This is a genomic window from Paenibacillus sp., assembly GCF_048976745.1.
Classification (GTDB): Bacteria; Bacillota; Bacilli; order Paenibacillales; family Paenibacillaceae; genus Paenibacillus.
Genome location: NZ_JBHGUU010000012.1, coordinates 20,272 through 38,499, shown reverse-complemented (window position 1 = coordinate 38,499; position 18,228 = coordinate 20,272). Strand labels below are relative to the sequence as shown.

The following is an 18,228-nucleotide window of genomic DNA, read 5'->3' as shown; positions in this document are numbered from 1 at the left end:
GTACTTAATGAGGAGGCAGCTTCTATGTATATCTATTTGGTTCCTTCACCGATTCCGGATGCACTTGCTGCATACCCGCATCTGACTTTGCGAAGCGAAGAGCACGTGCGTCTGGCTATTGAATCCGCAGAACGCCTGATGAATATCGAGTCTGATGATAAAGTAGCCGCATATGAAGCTTTTGATGCCGCAGGCTCCTGGGCTGGCGGTGGTTACGCTGTCTTGAATAATATCCCTGTCACAGAGGATGGTCGTAACGATTTTGAAGAACGGTTTAAGAACCGTGCCCGCAAGGTAGAAGACGAGCCTGGCTTTGTCGGTATTCGTGTGCTTCGTCCTCTCAAGGATGACACGTATGTCGTACTTACACTCTGGCAGTCCGAGGAACACTTCAAAGGCTGGCAGGAATCCCAAGCCTATAGTCACGCTCACCGTAACCGCAGTACAAGCGAAGGCTTGACTGCACAGAAGCCTACCATGTTCCCCAGACCTTCTTACGTCACAACGTACACTATCGAATAACGGATTGGGTCGCATCAGGCTTTTATCGCATTAACCCATGTTTTTCAACCCTCTTCCTGCGTGGAAGAGGGTTTTTGCCGTCAATTGTTGAAACCTTTCATTTTTGACACAGCCATGCTGAGATAGGATAATACTTGTTAAATGAAACTTCGGAAGGGAAGGCGGTACCTTGGCACGCAGTTCACTTACCCGATTTCTAAGCGGACCGTTTATATTTTTTACCATCATCATGATGATCAAAAGCTCACTCGCCTGGATCGTTATTTTCGATGATATCCCCGTCTGGAAACCATTGCTGACCGAATTGCCGCTCATCTGGATCGGTTTCTGTCTGATTGAATGGTTTGCTGCCAAGCGGCGGATGTGGATGTACCTTGCCATGAATTTGCTGCTCTCCGGGATTTTCTTTGCAGCCATCATGTACTACAAATATTATGGTGTAATCGTTAACTATCACGCGCTCGCACAGGTGAATCAGGTGACTTCGGTCAAGAGCAGCATGTTCTCTTTGCTTGATCCCTATTATTTGTTTATTTTTGCAGACGTGTTGATCATTGGAGGGATACTCATTCGTCGTTGGATCAAACTCGGGAGTACAGAACGCCCGAATCGTATTCCGCTTGAACGACGTGCCAGAAGACGGGTTGCTTCGGTCATTCTGACCCTGTCCATGATCCTGTGCATGCTTAACATCTATCCCAATCGGGCCAGCATGAGTGAGCTTACACAAGCAGAACAGATGGGCATCCTCGGTTACGAGGCGTATACCATCCTGGATCGACCTGATGAACTTGTGCCCATTGCTCACATTGATCAGGCTGACATCGACCAATTGAAACAAACCACCGAACTGCCTGCGATTGTGGAGCAGGGTGCCGCGACCGGACGCAATGTGATCATGCTCCAGTTGGAATCGTTTCAGAACTTTCTGATTGGATTAGAGGTAGATGGACAGGAGATCACGCCCAACCTGAATCAATTGGCTAGACAGAGCTTGTATTTTCCGAATTTTTATCAGCAAGTCGGACAGGGAAATACATCGGATGCAGAATTTGTTGTGAATACATCGTTCTACACCCCGCCGAACGGGGCAGCAACAACTGTATATGCGGACAAGGCTCTGCCAAGTCTACCCAAGTTGATGTCAGCAAACGGGTATCAGACAGCCACATTCCATACAAATGATGTTCGATTCTGGAATCGGGATCAGTTATACAAGGCACTTGGATTCGACCAGTATTATGATATTGATTATTTCGGCACACAGGATTCTATCGCCTTCTCGGCCTCGGATGAAGTACTGTATTTCAAAACACTGGATAAGCTGGAATCCATGCAGTCTTCGGGCAATCCCTTCTATGCCCATATCATCTCCATGTCAGCACACCACCCGTACACTTTGCCTGAAAATAAGGTGAAGCTGACGCTGCCTGAGCGTTACAAGGATACGTTGCCCGGTGATTATCTGATATCGCAACATTATGCAGATCAGGCGGTTGGACAGTTGATTGCGGGATTGAAAGAACGGGGATTATGGGAAAATAGTCTGTTCGTCGTGTATGGGGATCATCTGGGGCTTCCCATCTATTCACTGGATCGGGAAGACAAAGTTGTCATGAAAGAGTTGTATGGTCGGGAATATACATCAGCAGATATGATTAATATTCCACTCATGATCTCGGCCCCGGGCGTTACCCCGGGTGTACAACTGGCACAGATTGGAGGTCAGGTGGACATTTTGCCAACGATTGCCGGTCTCACCGGAGTATCACTTGAGGACCAATTACATTTCGGACAGGATTTGCTGCGTGAGGGCGGAAATCTACTACCCGAACGATATTACCTTCCTTCCGGGTCGGTGCTAAACGATGCTTCTCTCTTCATTCCCGCGAAAGGATACGGGGATGGGACGCATTATTCGCTAGCTGATGCGGGCAGACAGGATGCCGGACAACAGCAGATGAATGTTCCTTTAGAAGAGACGACGCAGATTTCGGCGGACAAAGTCCCTTCAGCATTCACCACACCCAATAACAGTGATGTATCTTCTTCACGGTTTATAACAAAGGAACAGTATGATCGGGCATTGGATCTTGCACACTTGTCCAACAGTTATTTGAGCCAGCTACCGGATCGAAAGGCTACACAATAATTGAATCTTTTCACTCGAACTCATCCATGCGGCGACCTTCCTCTATACCATAGAGAGACGGTCGCTATTTATTTTACAGAACCAGACTAGAAGCCTATCCATTCGTGAGCAGACCATCAAAGAGCCAGTTGCCTTCCTCGGAACGATTGAAATAGATATCCAATGCACCGTTTCCATCAGACCATACTATAGCCATATGTAAAATGACACGATCTGAATCCAGCGGATTAAACCCACGGTACTCCAAATTATTAAGGCTAACGTTTTGCAGAAAAGGGACTTCGTAATCCCCCTGTTCCAGTTTCGAAATAATGGTATTGTTCTGCTGCGATATTTCTATGTTCGGTGAAGACACCGATTCAAGATATGTATAGTTATTGGATTGCATCGCCGCCATCAGTTTAAACGTTATGTTCAACGTTTCTCTTAAACTTTCTACTTCTTCTTGCTCTTTTGCATCTTTTTCCTTCTGAATTTGTTCGGTATCTATGGCATCCTTGCGCTCCCTCTCCTGTACGTCTAGTAGGGAAGCATCGTCACTTGAACTGCAGGCTGTTAAAAATAAAGCGAGTATCCACATCAACAAGATTCTGCTTTTTCTCATCTAATCCCCTCCTTAATAAAATGAACACAAACACATATCTTCCATATTTGTGGTAACATATCCCATACAAAAAAAGAGGATCTGGTTTGTTCTGAAAAATAAACAAAATAAGACCCGAACCTGTTAGTCCAGGCTCGGGTCTTTCATATGATTACAATGGGCGCAACGCAACCGTCTTACGAGCAGTCAATTGCTCTACCATGGCAAGCCATTCTTGCGGTTTGTCTGGTAGCACTGCATAATATCGAATCAAGAAATCAGCCACCAGACTGGCTGGCAATTCACCAAGCGACTCATCACCTGGCATAAAGCACAGGTCCAAGCCGCCAACCGCTTCCCCGTCCCCTTGCCAGGATGGATGAACATAAGGGAAGTCCAGACGTTGGTATCCCAGATGGGACAATACTTCGCGACGTACATATGGATCCATCGGCTTGATCCCGCCAAACTCATGATCCTGACTCAGATAAGGGTTATAGATTTCGGCAAACATGCCGAACAATTCTTTCCCGTTTGCCGAAGCCAGCTTCTGCAGATCACGCTTGCGGTGATTCGCCAGGAAACTGCCGATTCCCAGTCCTTCGCGCCCAATAATCGTAAAGTCCGTCATGGCCACGTTCCAGTCCTCGTAATAACGGTACTCTGTCGCTCCAACGACCTGTCCTTCATGGACAGCCACGAACACCCGAATACCCGGATCTTCCAGCGGTTCTTCCCACAGGGGAAAGTCCAGCACTTCTTCCCGCGGGAAGATCTCCTGCATCAGCTTGTGCATTTGGGCAAACAATGGATCTTTAATGGATGTAATGCGTGTGAATTCCATGCATATATGCCTCCTTGTTTTGGATGTGTATCTTAATCATGGATGTATATAACTCGTTCGAAATTGGGTTTGAGCTGCAATTGTGATCGCTATAATTTCAGCGGCTTGAAAGCTCAGGGGAGCAACCCTTATCGAAATGGATTTCGCCATTCCATCAGCGCAGCATAATTGCAGGACTCCTCATCATCCAGATAGTCTGCGGTTACGCCTACTGGCATGCGGCCACAACGAAGCAGGAATGATATCACCGGGTCACGCTTCTCTCCCGCGGCTACCTGATCCAGATATTCCTGCGCAGACAGTTGGTCTGCAACCAGATGATAACCTGGCATTCTGCCCGCACCCAGTAACCGATCCATCCCCTGTGCAATGACCAGATGGTACATCGCCTGCATCATCAACTGAGCCAGTCCCCACTTGCGGTACTTCGGACGAACACAGAGATCAACAATATACAACGTGTTGCCATCCGGCTGGTGGTTACGAATATAGCCGTCATCCGTTACTTCGGCCCAGGTATGACTTGCTGGATGTACAGGGTCCCACTGCATCCGCAGCGAGGTCATTGATCCGGCCAACTCTCCATCCACTTCAATACAGATGGCACCCTCCGGGTAATGCTGCACATGACTGGTGAGCTGCTCGTGACTCCAGAGCAGCTCTTCCGGATACGGAGGAGGGAAACTCTCCGCCTGAATGCGAATGAGTTCCTCATAGTCGGCTGCAACATAATTGCGAACAACCGCCTTTACCCTTTTGCCACTTCGCTCCGGGTCGGTGATCAGCATTTCTTTGGTATACATATTGCCGGGTCACCCCTCTCCACTATCAAATGAATTCTGATAAATGTTCCCGTATCCTGTTCGTTTATAAAACGGAGTTGTCTACTCCCAATCGGTATACAGATCGGTACGGCGGTCACGCCAGGTTGTTACCGATCCACGTTCGCGGACCTCATACAGCAAATCCAGATCCAGATCGGCGGTCACGATCATATCGTTGTTAATCTCACCCTCGGCCAGAATGCCACGTGGCGGGAATGGGATATCATTCGGCGTAATCATTGCAGCCTGTCCGTAGTTGGCACGCATGAAATCAACGGTTGGCAAGTTACCCACTGTTCCGGTTAACACAACATACACCTGATTCTCCACCGCGCGGGCATGACTTGTATAACGCACACGGTAGAATCCGTGACGATCGTCCGTGCAGGAAGGACAGAAAATCACATCAGCGCCTTTGGCTTTGGCCATCCGCACAATTTCCGGGAACTCAATATCGTAACAGGTCAGCATGGCAATACGGCCTTTATCGGTGTCGAACACCTCAAGTCCATCTCCGGGAGCCATATTCCATTCCTGTACTTCGGTTGGTGTAATGTGAATCTTGTCCTGGCGCGCGATGCGACCATCCGGGTAGAACAGATGGGCTGTATTATACAGTTTCCCTTCACGTCGAATGACATGGGTTCCCCCGATAACGTGCATACCATATTGGGCAGCAAGTGATGTGAACAGTTTTTCATATTGCTCCGTAAAGTTTGGCAGATCCTCAATGGTCAGTGCATGGCCTTGTTCGTCCCCAATGGACATTAATTGCGTTGTGAAAAATTCCGGGAACAGCACAAATTCGGTTCCGTATTCACTCGCTGTCCGTATGTAATGCTCAGCCTGAGCGGCGAACTGCTCAAACGAGCTGATTGTTTGTAATTGGTATTGTACAGCGGATACCCGCAGTTTCATGTTCGTACACCTCCACCATTATTATGCTTCCATTGTAACAACGATCCGGGGTCAACAAAAGAGTATTTACACTGGGCAATTCAATGACAGGATAACCTTCCGATCGCTTTCTTACTCACCCAACATCGACTGTGTGAATCCAATCCACTCTCTCGTGGCAAAAGACAAATAACGATCCTTCCGCCAGATCATACCGAGCTGCCATGGAATCACCGGTTCCACCACGGGTATAATGCGCACGCGCATATGGTCCACCTCACGACAGATCGTCTCCGGCAGTAAAGCTACACCCAGGTTGGCGGCAACCATCGCACTGAGCAGATCCCACTGGGAGCTTTCATATACCACACGGGGCTGGAACCCGGCATGTTGACAGGCCACAATAATCCGGTCATGCAATGCAAAATCTTCTCGAAACAGCACAAAGGCGTCGTTTTCCAATTCATGCAGCGCAACCGCTTCTTTCCCCGCAAGTGGATGTGAAGGGTGTACAAGCAGGTTCAGCTTCTCTTTGACAAACACAAAATGATCCAACAGCTCATCCACGGTTGGCAGTACGGCAACACCAATATCCAATGCACCGCTGATCACATCGGCCTCCACTTTTTTGGCACCATCCTCAAATAGCTGAATGGTCACCTGAGGGTAGGCTTTATGAAATTCACCAATAATCATGGGGAAAAAGCTGGACCCTACCATCGGTGGCAAGCCAATCCGCAGATGGCCTTTCTTCAAGTTCATCAGATCGTCCAATTCGGATGACAGACTGCGGAATGATTTTTCAATCTCCAGTGCCTGCCGAAAAAACACATGACCTGCATCCGTCAGTTCAACCTTCTTACCATAACGATCCAACAAGGTGATACCCAATTCCTCTTCAAGACTCTTGACCGTCTTGCTGATGGTGGGCTGGGTAATATACAGGACTTCAGCGGCTTTTGTGAAGCTCTGCTGCCGGGCGACTTCCAGAAAATATTGCAAATGGCGGATATCCATCGGTTGATCCCCACCTCTCATAGACAAATGGAATAGCAAACATTCTTAATATGCATTTTACTCATGAAAGAATGCCATGTAAAATTTATGATATCAAATGAATCATTTTCATAATAACTCAAAGGCTTACGTGTTAATTATATAAGGAGGGATTGAAGTGAAAAAGTGGGGCCTTGGTATTGCACAGGTTGCGCTCTTAATGGTTTTTTCACTGCTTATGGACCTGCTGGCCCGTACTCTCCATCTTCCTGTACCCGGTTCGATCCTCGGTATGGTCGTGTTATTCATTCTGCTTCAGACCCGTGTCGTGAAGCTGCGCTGGATTGAAGTTGGAGCTGCCTGGCTGCTTGGTGAACTATTGTTATTTTTTATCCCGTCGGCCGTTGGCATCATGAATTATATGCCCATGCTGGAGCATGACGGACTACAGATTTTATTCATTGTCCTGCTTAGCACATTTCTGGTCATGTCCTGCACAGGACTCGTTGCTACACGAATTGCAAAACGAAAGGAGCGTCACACCGGATGATTGGATTTCTCTGTCTGTTGTTAACCGTCGGGATCTATGCGGTCGCCAAACGCATGTATCGCAATCTGCCAAAAGTATACCTGTCTCCGTTGCTCATTACGCCGCTTCTTGTCGTTGGCGTATTGCTCGCAACCGGAACGGATTATACCACGTATAGCAGTGGTGGCAAATGGCTGAGCCTGTTGCTTCAACCGGCCACCGTAGCTTTTGCCGTACCGCTCTACACCTTTTTCCATGTACTCAAAAAACATATCTCCGAGATTGTCTTCAGTGTCATGACCGGCTCGGTTGTTGCAGTACTCTCTTCTGCCCTGCTCGCCAAATGGTTGCGTCTGGATTCCGGTCTCATTCATAGTCTGATCCCAAGATCGATTACCACCCCAATTGCCATGAACGTATCCGCTACAATCGGTGGCATTCCCGCAGTGACGGCTGTTTTTGTTATTATGACAGGTCTGCTCGGGGTAATTATGGGACCTTCGATCGTCAAGATGCTGCGTATTGATGGGGAGATTGCACGAGGCACACTGTTTGGAACCGGTGCCCATGGCACAGGGACATCCAAGGCATTTGAACTGAGTTCCCTGACAGGAACCATCTCCAGCATCTCCATGGTGCTCGCTGCATTATTCACTTTAGCTGTTGCACCCATCCTTTCCAAACTTATTTTCCCATAATAGATGGAATTATCCCACTTTTTTGAAATATTATTGTTGTATTAAAGCCCTTTCTTCCTTACAATAAGGACAGGTTTTAATTGTGAATATTGCGGGGGAGATGCGATGAAAAGAACCGGAATGAAGAGATCTCTGGACCGTCTTGGACGAATTGTCCTTCCCAAAGAAATGCGGGATACGATGGAAATCCATATCGGCGATCCGCTTGAGTTTTTCATTGAAGGGAAAGAGTTGATTTTAAGAAAGTACAAATCAACATTATGTATTTTTTGCGGTGATGTAGATACGGAAATGTATTTCAAAGAACAATTCATCTGCCGGACTTGTGCAATTCAATTAAAACACCCGGATGACTCTCCCGACTGGTTCGTACCTCAGAACAAACAGGCTCCTGCACCCGTGGAGCGTCCTGCTTCCAAATCCGCCTCAGTCTCATCTCCTGCTAGGGAAGAAGGGACCACAGCTGACAACCAAGAATATCCGGATCTGCGGCCGAAGACGGCACGCATGCTGCAACAGATGAAAGAAATTGTTGAACAGAATCCTGGTTTGGCTCAACAGCAAATTGCGGAAAAGCTTGGCATCAGCCAAGGACGCGTCTCTCAATTAAAAAAGTTACTATAATCAAAATGGCATTCGATCATTTATAGTCAGAAGACCTTCCAAACCAGGAAGTCCCGCTGCAAGAGAACCCGTTGTTTTTCGTGGGTTCTTCTTTTTTTATATTCATATCATTATCGCAAATCGTAAAGGAAAGGAGTTCTATGGATAAAATTCTGTATTTATCACAATTCGACCTCATGTCCTCCTTGTCCGAGGCAGACCTGATTGAAATGGATGGGATGACTTCTATTACGACCATACCCAAAAACAGACTGATCCAGACACCGGATACGTTTACAGAAGGTTTCTATTTTGTAAAACGGGGCAAGGTTCGTTTATATACATTAAACCCGGAGGGCAAACAGTTCACTCTTGATATGTTGACGGAAGGTAACGTGTTTGGAGAAATGAACGGAATCTCACTCGGAACACGTGCCGTTTATATTGCAACGATGGAGGAGAGTGATATTTGCCTGATGAACAAACAACGTTTTAAGAAGTTTCTGATTGAACATCCGGAATTTATGATGAGACTGATGAACGTGCTAAGCGAGCGGATCAAACGAATGAGCGAGTTGACACAGACGCTCGCACTCGGAAACCTGCATGAAAAGGTGATACATAATCTCTTCCGGCTGGCTGAACAGATGGGATGGATTGAAGAAGATGAGTTCTGCAAAATTCAACTCGCACTTACCCATCAGGAGATTGCCTGGATGGCGGGAGCCACACGGGAATCGGTCACCGTTGCCATGCAAGAGTTAGCAAAAGCAGGCCGTATTCGTACCGGATTCAAATCAGTCTCCCTTCATCGTGACGAAATCGCTACCCTTCGGAAAATCACTGCCCACTTGTAAGCTGCCTTACATCCCTGTTCTCCAGCAAGTTGTAACGTATACCATGATGATGTTATACAACCAAGGAGGAATATACTGTTGGATGCCAAGCCAGATCTATTTATCCCTGAGAACATTCTTCTTCGCAAAGGTGCCCGTAAAGCAACGGAAATCCCTGAGCATATCCGCAATTGGCTACAAGCAGGACATATCGAATCGGTTAATCTGACCGAATGGCTGGCTGTAGATCATGTTTCTCTTTTCCAGAAGGTTACCCATGAATGGGGAATGGATGCCAAAATCAGCGCAATTACAGAGCAGTTAACACAGATGGATGAGCGGCGGATCATGAAAATCATCCCGGCCATAGCCATGCAATGGCTTAATCTGTTGAAAGGTCTAACCATCAATGAACGAGCAAATCTCTTTCGTTCCATTGCAGAGCATCGTTCAGACAGTGTTCGCTGCTGGGCGGCTTATATCATTGGGCTGGATTCCGGTCTGAACCTGACTGAAAAGTTGGAGCATATTCGGCCCTTCGCAGCAGATCATCACTTTGGTGTAAGAGAAATTGCCTGGATGGCTGTGCGGGAGTCCATCTCTGCCGAATTATCCTCAGCTATGCACGATTTGATCCCATGGAGCGTTGATCCTGATCCACTGATCCGTCGCTTTGCCATAGAATCAATCAGACCCCGCGGCGTCTGGGCCAAGCATATTCAGGAGTTAAAAGAGAACCCCGCCATGGCCCTTCCCTTGCTTGATGCGGTGAAATCTGATGCCCATAAGTATGTGCAGGATTCGGTAAGTAACTGGCTGAACGACGCCAGCAAGACCAACCCAGAGTGGGTGCGGCAGGTCTGTACCACTTGGACCCAGCAGTCGGATACCCAACATACGCGGCGAATCGTTACACGTGCCACGCGAAGTCTTACATAAAAAAAAGATGACCACCGCTCACTGGCAGTGGTCATCTTCTGTATAGGCCTCTTATCTCAATTAGGCCTGAATTGTATCCATCTGTCCTTCTTCTTCCGCTTCCAATCTGCGCATGCCCACAACCAAAACAATAATGTTAGCCACCAACAAAACAGCCGGGAACGGAACAGCCGCATATTGTGCATAGATCAGATGACTCCCCACGGCCCCAATCAGAATGAAGGTCAGTACACCAGAAGCCAGGATGCGAGTACGTGGAATCAGCAATCCTACGGCACTGAGCAACTCCGCAGCCCCGAGCAGATACATGGTCCAAGTTGGATAAGAGAAACTCTCGAAGGTCTGAATCATCATGTCTGCTCCACTAATCTTATTAAACCCCGTCATGACAAACACACCTGCAAGAATAACCAGAAAAATATAACCCAAAATTTTGTTCATATGTAGTTCCTCCTATAACCAATGATATGTTCCTACTATGTAATGATTATTTTTGCTATACATTTTAAAAAAAGAATCTATGTAAAAGTTCCCAAAGGTCACTCTGTTTTCAACCATTCAGCCCAGTTCAATATTCAAAATAGTACGCGTTCATATTATACGTATTATTTATCACCAACTTACTTTTGTGAAGTTAGTATATAATAATAATATAATTTCTTCAAGTAATTTTTCTCTGGATGATGTATAATACATACAAAAGGTATGTTACAGTATATTTAGTAGTAACCCTCATCAACGTGAATGACCTACCATTTCAAGAGCGGCAGAAACCATGTCCTTTCATATACAACTGTTAAGAAAATGATCATGAATCGAGGTGAATACGTTGAAGCTGAGAAAAGTAAAAGCACCAAGTCCCTGTATGATCACTCAGGCCATAGACATTATAGGCAAGAAATGGGTACTGTTAATCATGTACCAACTGTTGTCCGGACCCAAACGGTTTACGGAGCTTGAAGCAGAGATGGCGATCAGTGGACGACTTTTATCGGAGCGATTGAAGGAAATGGAGACGGAAGGTATCGTAACCCGGCACATGTTTCCGGAGATTCCTCCTCGTGTAGAGTATGAGTTAACGCCCAAAGGCAGAGCCATTGAACCTGTCATTGATCAGATATACAGCTGGTCTTCCGACTGGTTGAAACAGCAGAAATCCGAGTAACTTGAATTGCCGCTCCATTCATCTCCACTCAACACAAATACGCCCGAATCAGGCTGATCTTCCGATCAGTTCCCGATTCAGGCGTATTTATATTACGTCCAACTATGACGTTCAACTTCTAATTAATGAGAGAGATGTTTCGAAGGTTGAAGCTTAACAGGCAGACCGGAGTCTGCCGATGCCAACGCCGCCGTCGTAATCTCCTGTGTACGGCAGGCATCGGCATAATCGGACAGAATTCGTGAACGGTCTCCCGTACGCAGGGCGTGAATGAACGCTTCATTCTCACGCTCGTATGGATTATGTCCTGCCGAGATCTCCTGTCCTGCCATCGCATGTGTTGCGGCACTTGGCAGGAGCAAACGTTCCGGCGTCCAATCCCACACACCTGCATCCGTGTAGAACTGGAGTCCTGCGCCGCCCTCTCCGTCTGGCAACAGACATGTATTGGCGATACTTGCAATCGCTCCACTTTCCAGTTTAAGTGTCACATTTGCCACATCGGCAACACTGACATGCTCATGCTTCTCATGCATGCTTCGCTGAGCTGCTACAGCATATACCTCCGTAACTTCTCCTGCACAATATCGAAGCAAGTCTACAATATGTGTAGTCTGCTCGACGAATTGTCCTCCCGAACCGTCCTGACGCCGCCACCAGGCAACCCCTGGCATTCCGCCCATCCAGCGGCCAAGAGCCATGCCAATCGTCTGTTCTTGCATCGCTTGCTGCAGTACCTGCGCAGCCTCCTGATAACGGAAATGGTATCCGACAGAGGTTAACAATCCGCTCTTCTGCACCTGATCCAACACCTGACGCGGAACGTCCATCCCGGTGCTCAAAGGTTTCTCCACCAGGAATGGAATACCGCGTCGAATTAATTCTGACTCAATCGATCCGTGAGACATCGGAGGCACACAGATGTACACCGCATCCAGCTTCTCACCATCCAGCATATGTTCAAGTTCCCCGTAACCAACAGCATCATAAACGGAAGCCATAGCCTCTGCCTTTTCCAACGTTGTTCCACAGACACCCGCGACACGAACACCTTCCATCCGTGCGAGAATATCCGCGTGCACCTTACTGAACCAGCCTGTTCCAATGATTCCGATCTGTAATGTCATGGATGTAATCCCCTCTCTATGTTACACGCTTACATGTTCCATTCGACTCTCGACCTTGAAATCCTGCCTCAGATTTTGCCGGATGCTTCCAGCAACAGCTGATCCAGTTCCTGTGTATGCTTGATCAATTGCTCTTCCGACCAGTCCAAACGCCCCGCCATATACGAGATAACCGCTGCTTTATAGCGACGAACTTCGTCAATGCGGAAGAATAAATCACCTGTTCTTCGTACCAAAAAGTCAGACGGGGTTACAGCCATCTCTTCATCAATCGCGTAACTTAACATCAACAGTAGCTCCTGTGGCATGCCATGAAGCTCAGCCTTGGTCCGGGGATCAGGCATTCGCTCATACAGTGCCTTCACATTGGAACCATACGTGCGAACCAGCCGCTCTGCAGCAGGCCTGGTAAGCCCCAACGCGACACCGTCCTTGATCTTGCGCTCCGCGTACGATACAAATCCAGCCGAACCCCCTACGTCACCGCCGGAGATGAGCAACTTCTTTGTTACGCAAGGGCCTATGGAATGTCCACTTTCCTGCTCCATCTGACGTGCGACCAGATCAACAACCATCTCGGCCATTTTACGGTATCCGGTTAACTTGCCCCCGGCAACCGTAATCAGATTGGAATCAGAGACCCAGACTTCATCTTTACGTGAAATTTCGGAAGGATTCTTGCCTTCCTCATGAATAAGTGGACGCACACCCGCCCATCCGGATTCCACATCCTCGCTGCCAATATGTACATCTGGAAACATGCCATTGACTGCATCAATCACATAATCGCGATCCGAGTCGGATATTTGCGGGTGTGCAGGATCGTCCTGATATACGGTGTCAGTTGTGCCTACATAGGTTTTGCCATCACGCGGGACAGCAAACACCATTCGACCATCTGGTGTATCAAAATAAACTGCCTGCCTTAATGGGAATCGTTCACCATCAAAGACCAAATGAATGCCTTTGGTCATCTGTAGCGTTTTCCCCTGACGCGAACCATCCAATTCCCGCAGACCGTCCACCCATGGGCCGGAAGCGTTGATCACCTTGCTTGCTTTCAACGTATAGGTCTGCCCATCGATCTGATCCACGGCCTGAATACCTGTAATTTTGCCATTCTCCTTCAGGAAACCTTTTGCCTTGACGTAGTTCACTGACTGTGCCCCACGTTTAACAGCTTCTTTCATCACTTCAATGGTGAGCCTGGCATCATCAGTCCGGTACTCCACATAGAGTCCACCACCCAACAACCCCTGCTTGCGTAATAAAGGTTCACGATCCGACACCGCTCCGGCATTCAACATTTGGCGTCGTTCACTACGCTTCACCCCGGCGAGCCGATCATACACCATCAGTCCAATGGATGTGCTGAATCGGCCGAACGTACCGCCCGTATAGATCGGTAACAACATCGGTTCCGGTGTGGTCACATGTGGTCCATTCTCGTACACTACAGCCCGCTCCCGTCCTACCTCAGCAACCATCTTCACTTCGTATTGCTTCAAATATCGCAATCCGCCATGGACAAGTTTGGTCGATCGACTGGATGTACCTGCTGCAAAGTCCTGCATTTCTACAAGCGCTGTCTTCAATCCACGGGAAGCCGCATCCAATGCAATCCCTGCGCCTGTAATCCCACCGCCAATAATTAATACGTCAAAATGTGCATTCGCCATGCTTCGCAAATATTCGGTCCGGTGTGCTGACGAGAACGTTTCTGTCATTCTTGAACCTCCCATTGATTTCCTTCATGTTTCCGTATAAAAAACAAAAAAAAGGACCACGTCATTCGCTCAGCAATTGCTGAGCGGCACGTGGTCCCTCCCGATCTCCAGACATCATTTTTTAACTTGTGCCTTTATCCTATCACAGATTTTTGACGGCGTGAAGTCCTGAAATGACACATTATTCAAAAAAAATTCAAAAAGTTGTTCTGCCAAAGGATGGAATTTCAAATGAATCCACTAATCTTGTTTTTTTCCTTATAGTGGTTATATGTTTGGGCTTCTCCAGGAAGAATAACCCTGTAAATCATGCATCATTTTCCACCAGTAAATATCATTTATAACATATGTTTAGTTAAAAAGTACAAATACCCACACCAAGGAATATTCATTTTATTTTTTTACATTTCGATCTATTTTTTGCTGATTGGAAGACGCTCAGGGGATTTATGAAAAATGCTTATTTAAAAGCCATCGCTGCATTCACTGCACGCTTCCAGCCTGCATACAGTTCTGTCCGTTGTTGCTCACCCATCACAGGATGGAAGACACGCTCTGTATTTTCATGATCGGTCAATTCATCCGCACTCGTCCAATATCCAACTGCCAATCCTGCCAGATAAGCAGCCCCCAATGCAGTTGTTTCATTCACCGTTGGGCGTTCGACAGGAATGCCCAGAATATCACTCTGGAACTGCATGAGAAAATCATTAGCCGCCGCTCCTCCATCCACACGCAGAGCATGCACGGGAATACCCGAGTCGGATTCCATTGCCTCCAGTACATCTTTGGTCTGATACGCCAACGCCTCAAGTGTAGCACGGATAAAGTGTTCCTTTGTCGTGCCTCGGGTCAAGCCAAACACCGCACCCTTAACCTCACTATCCCAATACGGACTGCCCAGTCCCACAAATGCAGGGACCATATAAACGCCGTCTGTTGAAGGTACACGTGAGGCGTAATCCTCACTATCTTTGGAAGAGCGAAGCATTCTTAATCCGTCACGCAACCATTGGACCGCTGAACCTGCAACAAAAATGCTGCCTTCGAGCGCATACTCAACCTTGCCATTCATCCCCCAGGCAATGGTCGTAATCAGTCCGTGATTGGATTGTACCGGGTTCTCTCCGGTATTCATAAGCATGAAACAACCGGTACCATATGTATTTTTCATGCTACCTTTGGTGTAACAGCCCTGACCAAACATCGCTGCCTGTTGATCTCCTGCCGCTCCCGCAATCGGAATCCGATGCCCGAAGAAATGATAGTCTGTCGTGTGTGCATACACCTCGGATGAACCTCGTACCTCTGGCAGCATCGCCTTAGGGATGTCGAGGATATCCAACAATTCGTCATCCCATTGCAGATCATAGATGTTATAGATCAGGGTACGTGAGGCATTGGATATATCCGTGACATGTGTCCCCCCGCTAAGTTTCCAGATCAGCCAGCTATCAATCGTGCCAAACAACACTTCACCCTTCTCTGCCCGCTCCCGGGCACCAGGGACATGATCCAGAATCCATTTCACCTTCGTTCCCGAGAAGTAAGGATCGATCAGTAATCCAGTTTTACCGCGGAAAAGGTCCCCAAGTCCCTTTGTCTTCAATTCTTCACAGATGTCTGCAGTCTGTCTGGACTGCCACACTACTGCATTGTAGATGGGTCTGCCTGTTTCTTTGTCCCATACCACAACCGTCTCCCGCTGATTCGTAATTCCAATTCCAGCAATCTGGACTGGTTTAATTCCGCTCTCGGCCAGACATGAAGCCATCACGGCAAGAATGGAACTCCAGATTTCGTTGGCATTCTGCTCTACCCAGCCCGGCTTGGGGAAATATTGTGGGAATTCCTGCTGTGCAATGTGCACGATCTCTCCGCCCCGGTTAAACAGAATAGCTCGGGAACTTGTCGTTCCCTGATCCAGAGCCAATATATATTTTTCCATACAGATAACCTCCTGTTGTGGGTTCTTTTAAGGTGTAAGCGATTTCTCAAAGTGTCGGATCAAATCTGCATTGGATGTGGTCACTGCCGTAGCCCCGACGCCAAGCGCAAGTTCAACCTCTTCCGGTGATCGAATCAATCCTCCTGCAATAATAGGGATACCGGTACGCACAGATACTTCCGCAATAATATGCGGAATGACGCCAGGTAGTACTTCAATATAATCAGGTTGCGTTTTGGCCAGCAACAGATAACTTTTCTCCAGAGCATGGGTGTCCAGCAGGAAAATACGTTGAATTGCTGTAATGCCTTTCTGCTTTGCCTTCTGAATGACACTCGCTCGCGTAGAGATTAGTCCTGCCGGGCGAATGTGCTGACACAGGTACTCTGCCGCATACTCATCATTTTTCAATCCCTGAACCAAATCTGCATGCAAAAGTATTTTTTTGTCATGCCTCCGCGCCTCGTCCATTACACTCTGAAGCTGTGCAATATGGGTTTCCAGCATCACCCCATAGGTATAAGGGCCTTCAATCATCGCTTCGAACTGCTTCATGCTCTTAGCAGCCGGCAACATACGTTGTCCCTCAAATGGCACCTTCGTTCCTCCCGCATTCATCAGATGACTATATTGTATATTCCGTACTGTGAGAACGGCAAGCCATTCCGTGAATCAGGAAAACCTGATCGCTAACCTATCATCCATACAAAAAAAGCCGCTGCTGCACTTCTCCATAACATAACGGAAAGTACAACAACGACTAATCAGCTAATCGAATACGTCTATTAATAAGGGTTAAGCCTGCGCATGCGGAAGCAGCGTCTCTGCCCCAGCCCATCCATCACTTTCTGCCAAGTGACCGGAACGGTTCACTTTCGTTTGCAGATATTTCTCGTTGAATGCAGAGCGATCCCCCCACAGTGGGACACGTCCGCCCACATTCAATCCCGCTTCCTGCAAGGCAGCCAGCTTCCGTGGATTGTTGGTGATCAATGTAACGGGTGCGGAACGAAGCGCACGTAACACAGCAATTGCATCGTCATAATTGCGAGCATCGTCCGTGAATCCGAGCTGCAAGTTCGCATCTACCGTATCCAGACCTTCTTCTTGCAAAATGTACGCCATGGCTTTGCTGAACAGACCGATGCCACGTCCCTCATGGTTCGCAAGATAGAACAGTGCACCCGCTCCGTGAGCGGCGATCATTTTCATGGATTGCTCCAATTGGAAGCCGCAATCACAGCGTTTGCTGCCAAAGATGTCGCCTGTATGACAGATGCTATGCATCCGGATTAGCGCTTCTTGTGCTTCGGCAAAGTCACCATACACCAGAACACTGGATTGTTGACGCTCTGCCAGTTCAGCCGCAGCAAGGGATTCAATTAACTCGCCGCTCTCCATCGCTTTGTCCGATTTCATCCAGCTGTACCACTGGAATGTCTTGGTCTCCCCATCGAGGTTAACCGGGAGCTTGATTGGTCCCACCAGGTATATGAACTCTTTTCCACTCGGAAAAGTCTGAATTTTGGGGGCAAGCAGTTGAATAATATGTGAATTGATCATTGTCGTTCCTCCTGTTTAGGCCAACTTGTATGTTGATTGATTCGCATCGAGAGTGAATTTGGATCACTTGGATGTTATATAGTACGTATCTATATTATTCTCATTATCATTAGTTACTTTATGTAAGTTAGTTTAGAATAAAAATTATATTGTGTCAAGTAACTTTTATTTTTAAAGTAACTACCCAATTTATGTTACGCAATCGTCACAAATATGTGTTTCATCTCAGGAATAATGGGTATGAGTTTATAAACTGCTCATACACTAATGTTGTA

Annotated in this window: 19 protein-coding genes; 8 read left to right on the top strand and 11 right to left on the bottom strand. The window is 47.4% G+C overall.

Annotated features, from left to right (window positions below; all coding sequences use genetic code 11):
* The first annotated feature begins 24 nt into the window (after nt 1-24).
* Both ACE3K2_RS19405 and ACE3K2_RS19400 read left to right on the top strand, forming a co-directional pair.
* A complete protein-coding gene (locus tag ACE3K2_RS19405) occupies nt 25-522 on the top strand; it encodes an antibiotic biosynthesis monooxygenase family protein (RefSeq protein ID WP_421893798.1) in 498 nt (165 codons plus the stop codon).
* Between the two features lie 169 nt (nt 523-691).
* A complete protein-coding gene (locus ACE3K2_RS19400; protein WP_421893795.1) occupies nt 692-2,674 on the top strand; it encodes an LTA synthase family protein in 1,983 nt (660 codons plus the stop codon).
* Between the two features lie 94 nt (nt 2,675-2,768).
* Here the strand turns inward: ACE3K2_RS19400 and ACE3K2_RS19395 are convergent, their stop codons facing one another.
* The 5 genes from ACE3K2_RS19395 to cidR all read right to left on the bottom strand — a co-directional run bounded on the left by ACE3K2_RS19395 (nt 2,769) and on the right by cidR (nt 6,839).
* On the bottom strand, nt 2,769-3,278 hold the full coding sequence (locus ACE3K2_RS19395; RefSeq protein ID WP_421893791.1) for a hypothetical protein: 510 nt from the start codon (nt 3,276-3,278) through the stop codon (nt 2,769-2,771).
* A 151-nt stretch (nt 3,279-3,429) separates the two neighbouring features.
* Nucleotides 3,430-4,101, bottom strand: a complete 672-nt coding sequence (locus tag ACE3K2_RS19390) for a GNAT family N-acetyltransferase (protein ID WP_421893788.1) — start codon at nt 4,099-4,101, stop codon at nt 3,430-3,432.
* A gap of 128 nt (nt 4,102-4,229) precedes the next feature.
* The gene (locus ACE3K2_RS19385) at nt 4,230-4,904 is read right to left on the bottom strand and encodes a GNAT family N-acetyltransferase (RefSeq protein ID WP_421893785.1); all 675 of its coding nucleotides are present in this window, start codon (nt 4,902-4,904) and stop codon (nt 4,230-4,232) included.
* An 81-nt stretch (nt 4,905-4,985) separates the two neighbouring features.
* A complete protein-coding gene (locus ACE3K2_RS19380; RefSeq protein WP_421893783.1) occupies nt 4,986-5,843 on the bottom strand; it encodes a carbon-nitrogen hydrolase family protein in 858 nt (285 codons plus the stop codon).
* A 111-nt stretch (nt 5,844-5,954) separates the two neighbouring features.
* On the bottom strand, nt 5,955-6,839 hold the full coding sequence (gene cidR, locus ACE3K2_RS19375; protein ID WP_074092657.1) for a cidABC operon transcriptional activator CidR: 885 nt from the start codon (nt 6,837-6,839) through the stop codon (nt 5,955-5,957).
* 157 nt (nt 6,840-6,996) lie between these two features.
* On the opposite strand from cidR, the gene ACE3K2_RS19370 reads away from it, so the two are divergent.
* From ACE3K2_RS19370 to ACE3K2_RS19350, 5 genes are all read left to right on the top strand, one after another.
* Complete coding sequence (locus ACE3K2_RS19370) at nt 6,997-7,368, top strand: CidA/LrgA family protein (protein WP_017691758.1); 372 nt, start codon at nt 6,997-6,999, stop codon at nt 7,366-7,368.
* On the top strand, nt 7,365-8,045 hold the full coding sequence (locus tag ACE3K2_RS19365; RefSeq protein WP_421893777.1) for an LrgB family protein: 681 nt from the start codon (nt 7,365-7,367) through the stop codon (nt 8,043-8,045). The genes ACE3K2_RS19370 and ACE3K2_RS19365 overlap by 4 nt, the downstream gene beginning before the upstream one ends.
* Nucleotides 8,046-8,150: 105 nt before the next feature.
* Nucleotides 8,151-8,669, top strand: coding sequence for an AbrB/MazE/SpoVT family DNA-binding domain-containing protein (locus ACE3K2_RS19360; protein WP_076209663.1), 519 nt, complete (start codon nt 8,151-8,153; stop codon nt 8,667-8,669).
* 140 nt (nt 8,670-8,809) lie between these two features.
* Nucleotides 8,810-9,505 (top strand): Crp/Fnr family transcriptional regulator, encoded by a 696-nt coding sequence (locus ACE3K2_RS19355; RefSeq protein WP_421893773.1) that lies wholly within the window; start codon nt 8,810-8,812, stop codon nt 9,503-9,505.
* 78 nt (nt 9,506-9,583) lie between these two features.
* Nucleotides 9,584-10,423 carry a DNA alkylation repair protein gene (locus tag ACE3K2_RS19350; protein WP_421893770.1) on the top strand — a complete coding sequence of 280 codons (840 nt, stop codon included), beginning with the start codon at nt 9,584-9,586 and terminating at the stop codon, nt 10,421-10,423.
* Nucleotides 10,424-10,483: 60 nt separating this feature from the next.
* Here ACE3K2_RS19350 and ACE3K2_RS19345 read toward each other — a convergent pair whose 3' ends face one another.
* Nucleotides 10,484-10,864, bottom strand: a complete 381-nt coding sequence (locus ACE3K2_RS19345) for a DoxX family protein (RefSeq protein ID WP_421893767.1) — start codon at nt 10,862-10,864, stop codon at nt 10,484-10,486.
* Nucleotides 10,865-11,288: 424 nt separating this feature from the next.
* Here ACE3K2_RS19345 and ACE3K2_RS19340 point away from each other — a divergent pair, with 424 nt between their 5' ends.
* Complete coding sequence (locus tag ACE3K2_RS19340) at nt 11,289-11,588, top strand: winged helix-turn-helix transcriptional regulator (RefSeq protein WP_026081419.1); 300 nt, start codon at nt 11,289-11,291, stop codon at nt 11,586-11,588.
* Between the two features lie 122 nt (nt 11,589-11,710).
* On the opposite strand, the gene ACE3K2_RS19335 is transcribed toward ACE3K2_RS19340, so the two are convergent.
* The 5 genes from ACE3K2_RS19335 to ACE3K2_RS19315 all read right to left on the bottom strand — a co-directional run bounded on the left by ACE3K2_RS19335 (nt 11,711) and on the right by ACE3K2_RS19315 (nt 17,953).
* A complete protein-coding gene (locus tag ACE3K2_RS19335; RefSeq protein WP_421893764.1) occupies nt 11,711-12,715 on the bottom strand; it encodes a Gfo/Idh/MocA family protein in 1,005 nt (334 codons plus the stop codon).
* A gap of 68 nt (nt 12,716-12,783) precedes the next feature.
* Nucleotides 12,784-14,442 (bottom strand): glycerol-3-phosphate dehydrogenase/oxidase, encoded by a 1,659-nt coding sequence (locus ACE3K2_RS19330; RefSeq protein WP_421893762.1) that lies wholly within the window; start codon nt 14,440-14,442, stop codon nt 12,784-12,786.
* 460 nt (nt 14,443-14,902) lie between these two features.
* On the bottom strand, nt 14,903-16,390 hold the full coding sequence (glpK, locus tag ACE3K2_RS19325) for a glycerol kinase GlpK (RefSeq protein WP_421893759.1): 1,488 nt from the start codon (nt 16,388-16,390) through the stop codon (nt 14,903-14,905).
* A gap of 27 nt (nt 16,391-16,417) precedes the next feature.
* Complete coding sequence (locus ACE3K2_RS19320) at nt 16,418-16,987, bottom strand: glycerol-3-phosphate responsive antiterminator (protein ID WP_421893756.1); 570 nt, start codon at nt 16,985-16,987, stop codon at nt 16,418-16,420.
* Nucleotides 16,988-17,185: 198 nt separating this feature from the next.
* Entirely contained in the window at nt 17,186-17,953 is a 768-nt protein-coding gene (locus ACE3K2_RS19315; RefSeq protein ID WP_124116670.1) for a GTP cyclohydrolase II, read from the bottom strand.
* Nucleotides 17,954-18,228 lie beyond the last annotated feature (275 nt).

What these genes read in the sequence shown, in the direction of transcription:
- ACE3K2_RS19405 (WP_421893798.1), top strand. Translation starts at nt 25, where the DNA reads ATGTATATCTATTTGGTTCCTTCACCGATTCCGGATGCACTTGCTGCA.
- ACE3K2_RS19395 (WP_421893791.1), bottom strand. Translation starts at nt 3,278, where the DNA reads ATGAGAAAAAGCAGAATCTTGTTGATGTGGATACTCGCTTTATTTTTA.
- ACE3K2_RS19390 (WP_421893788.1), bottom strand. Translation starts at nt 4,101, where the DNA reads ATGGAATTCACACGCATTACATCCATTAAAGATCCATTGTTTGCCCAA.
- ACE3K2_RS19385 (WP_421893785.1), bottom strand. Translation starts at nt 4,904, where the DNA reads ATGTATACCAAAGAAATGCTGATCACCGACCCGGAGCGAAGTGGCAAA.
- ACE3K2_RS19380 (WP_421893783.1), bottom strand. Translation starts at nt 5,843, where the DNA reads ATGAAACTGCGGGTATCCGCTGTACAATACCAATTACAAACAATCAGC.
- cidR (WP_074092657.1), bottom strand. Translation starts at nt 6,839, where the DNA reads ATGGATATCCGCCATTTGCAATATTTTCTGGAAGTCGCCCGGCAGCAG.
- ACE3K2_RS19365 (WP_421893777.1), top strand. Translation starts at nt 7,365, where the DNA reads ATGATTGGATTTCTCTGTCTGTTGTTAACCGTCGGGATCTATGCGGTC.
- ACE3K2_RS19360 (WP_076209663.1), top strand. Translation starts at nt 8,151, where the DNA reads ATGAAAAGAACCGGAATGAAGAGATCTCTGGACCGTCTTGGACGAATT.
- ACE3K2_RS19355 (WP_421893773.1), top strand. Translation starts at nt 8,810, where the DNA reads ATGGATAAAATTCTGTATTTATCACAATTCGACCTCATGTCCTCCTTG.
- ACE3K2_RS19345 (WP_421893767.1), bottom strand. Translation starts at nt 10,864, where the DNA reads ATGAACAAAATTTTGGGTTATATTTTTCTGGTTATTCTTGCAGGTGTG.
- ACE3K2_RS19340 (WP_026081419.1), top strand. Translation starts at nt 11,289, where the DNA reads ATGATCACTCAGGCCATAGACATTATAGGCAAGAAATGGGTACTGTTA.
- ACE3K2_RS19335 (WP_421893764.1), bottom strand. Translation starts at nt 12,715, where the DNA reads ATGACATTACAGATCGGAATCATTGGAACAGGCTGGTTCAGTAAGGTG.
- ACE3K2_RS19330 (WP_421893762.1), bottom strand. Translation starts at nt 14,442, where the DNA reads ATGACAGAAACGTTCTCGTCAGCACACCGGACCGAATATTTGCGAAGC.
- glpK (WP_421893759.1), bottom strand. Translation starts at nt 16,390, where the DNA reads ATGGAAAAATATATATTGGCTCTGGATCAGGGAACGACAAGTTCCCGA.
- ACE3K2_RS19315 (WP_124116670.1), bottom strand. Translation starts at nt 17,953, where the DNA reads ATGATCAATTCACATATTATTCAACTGCTTGCCCCCAAAATTCAGACT.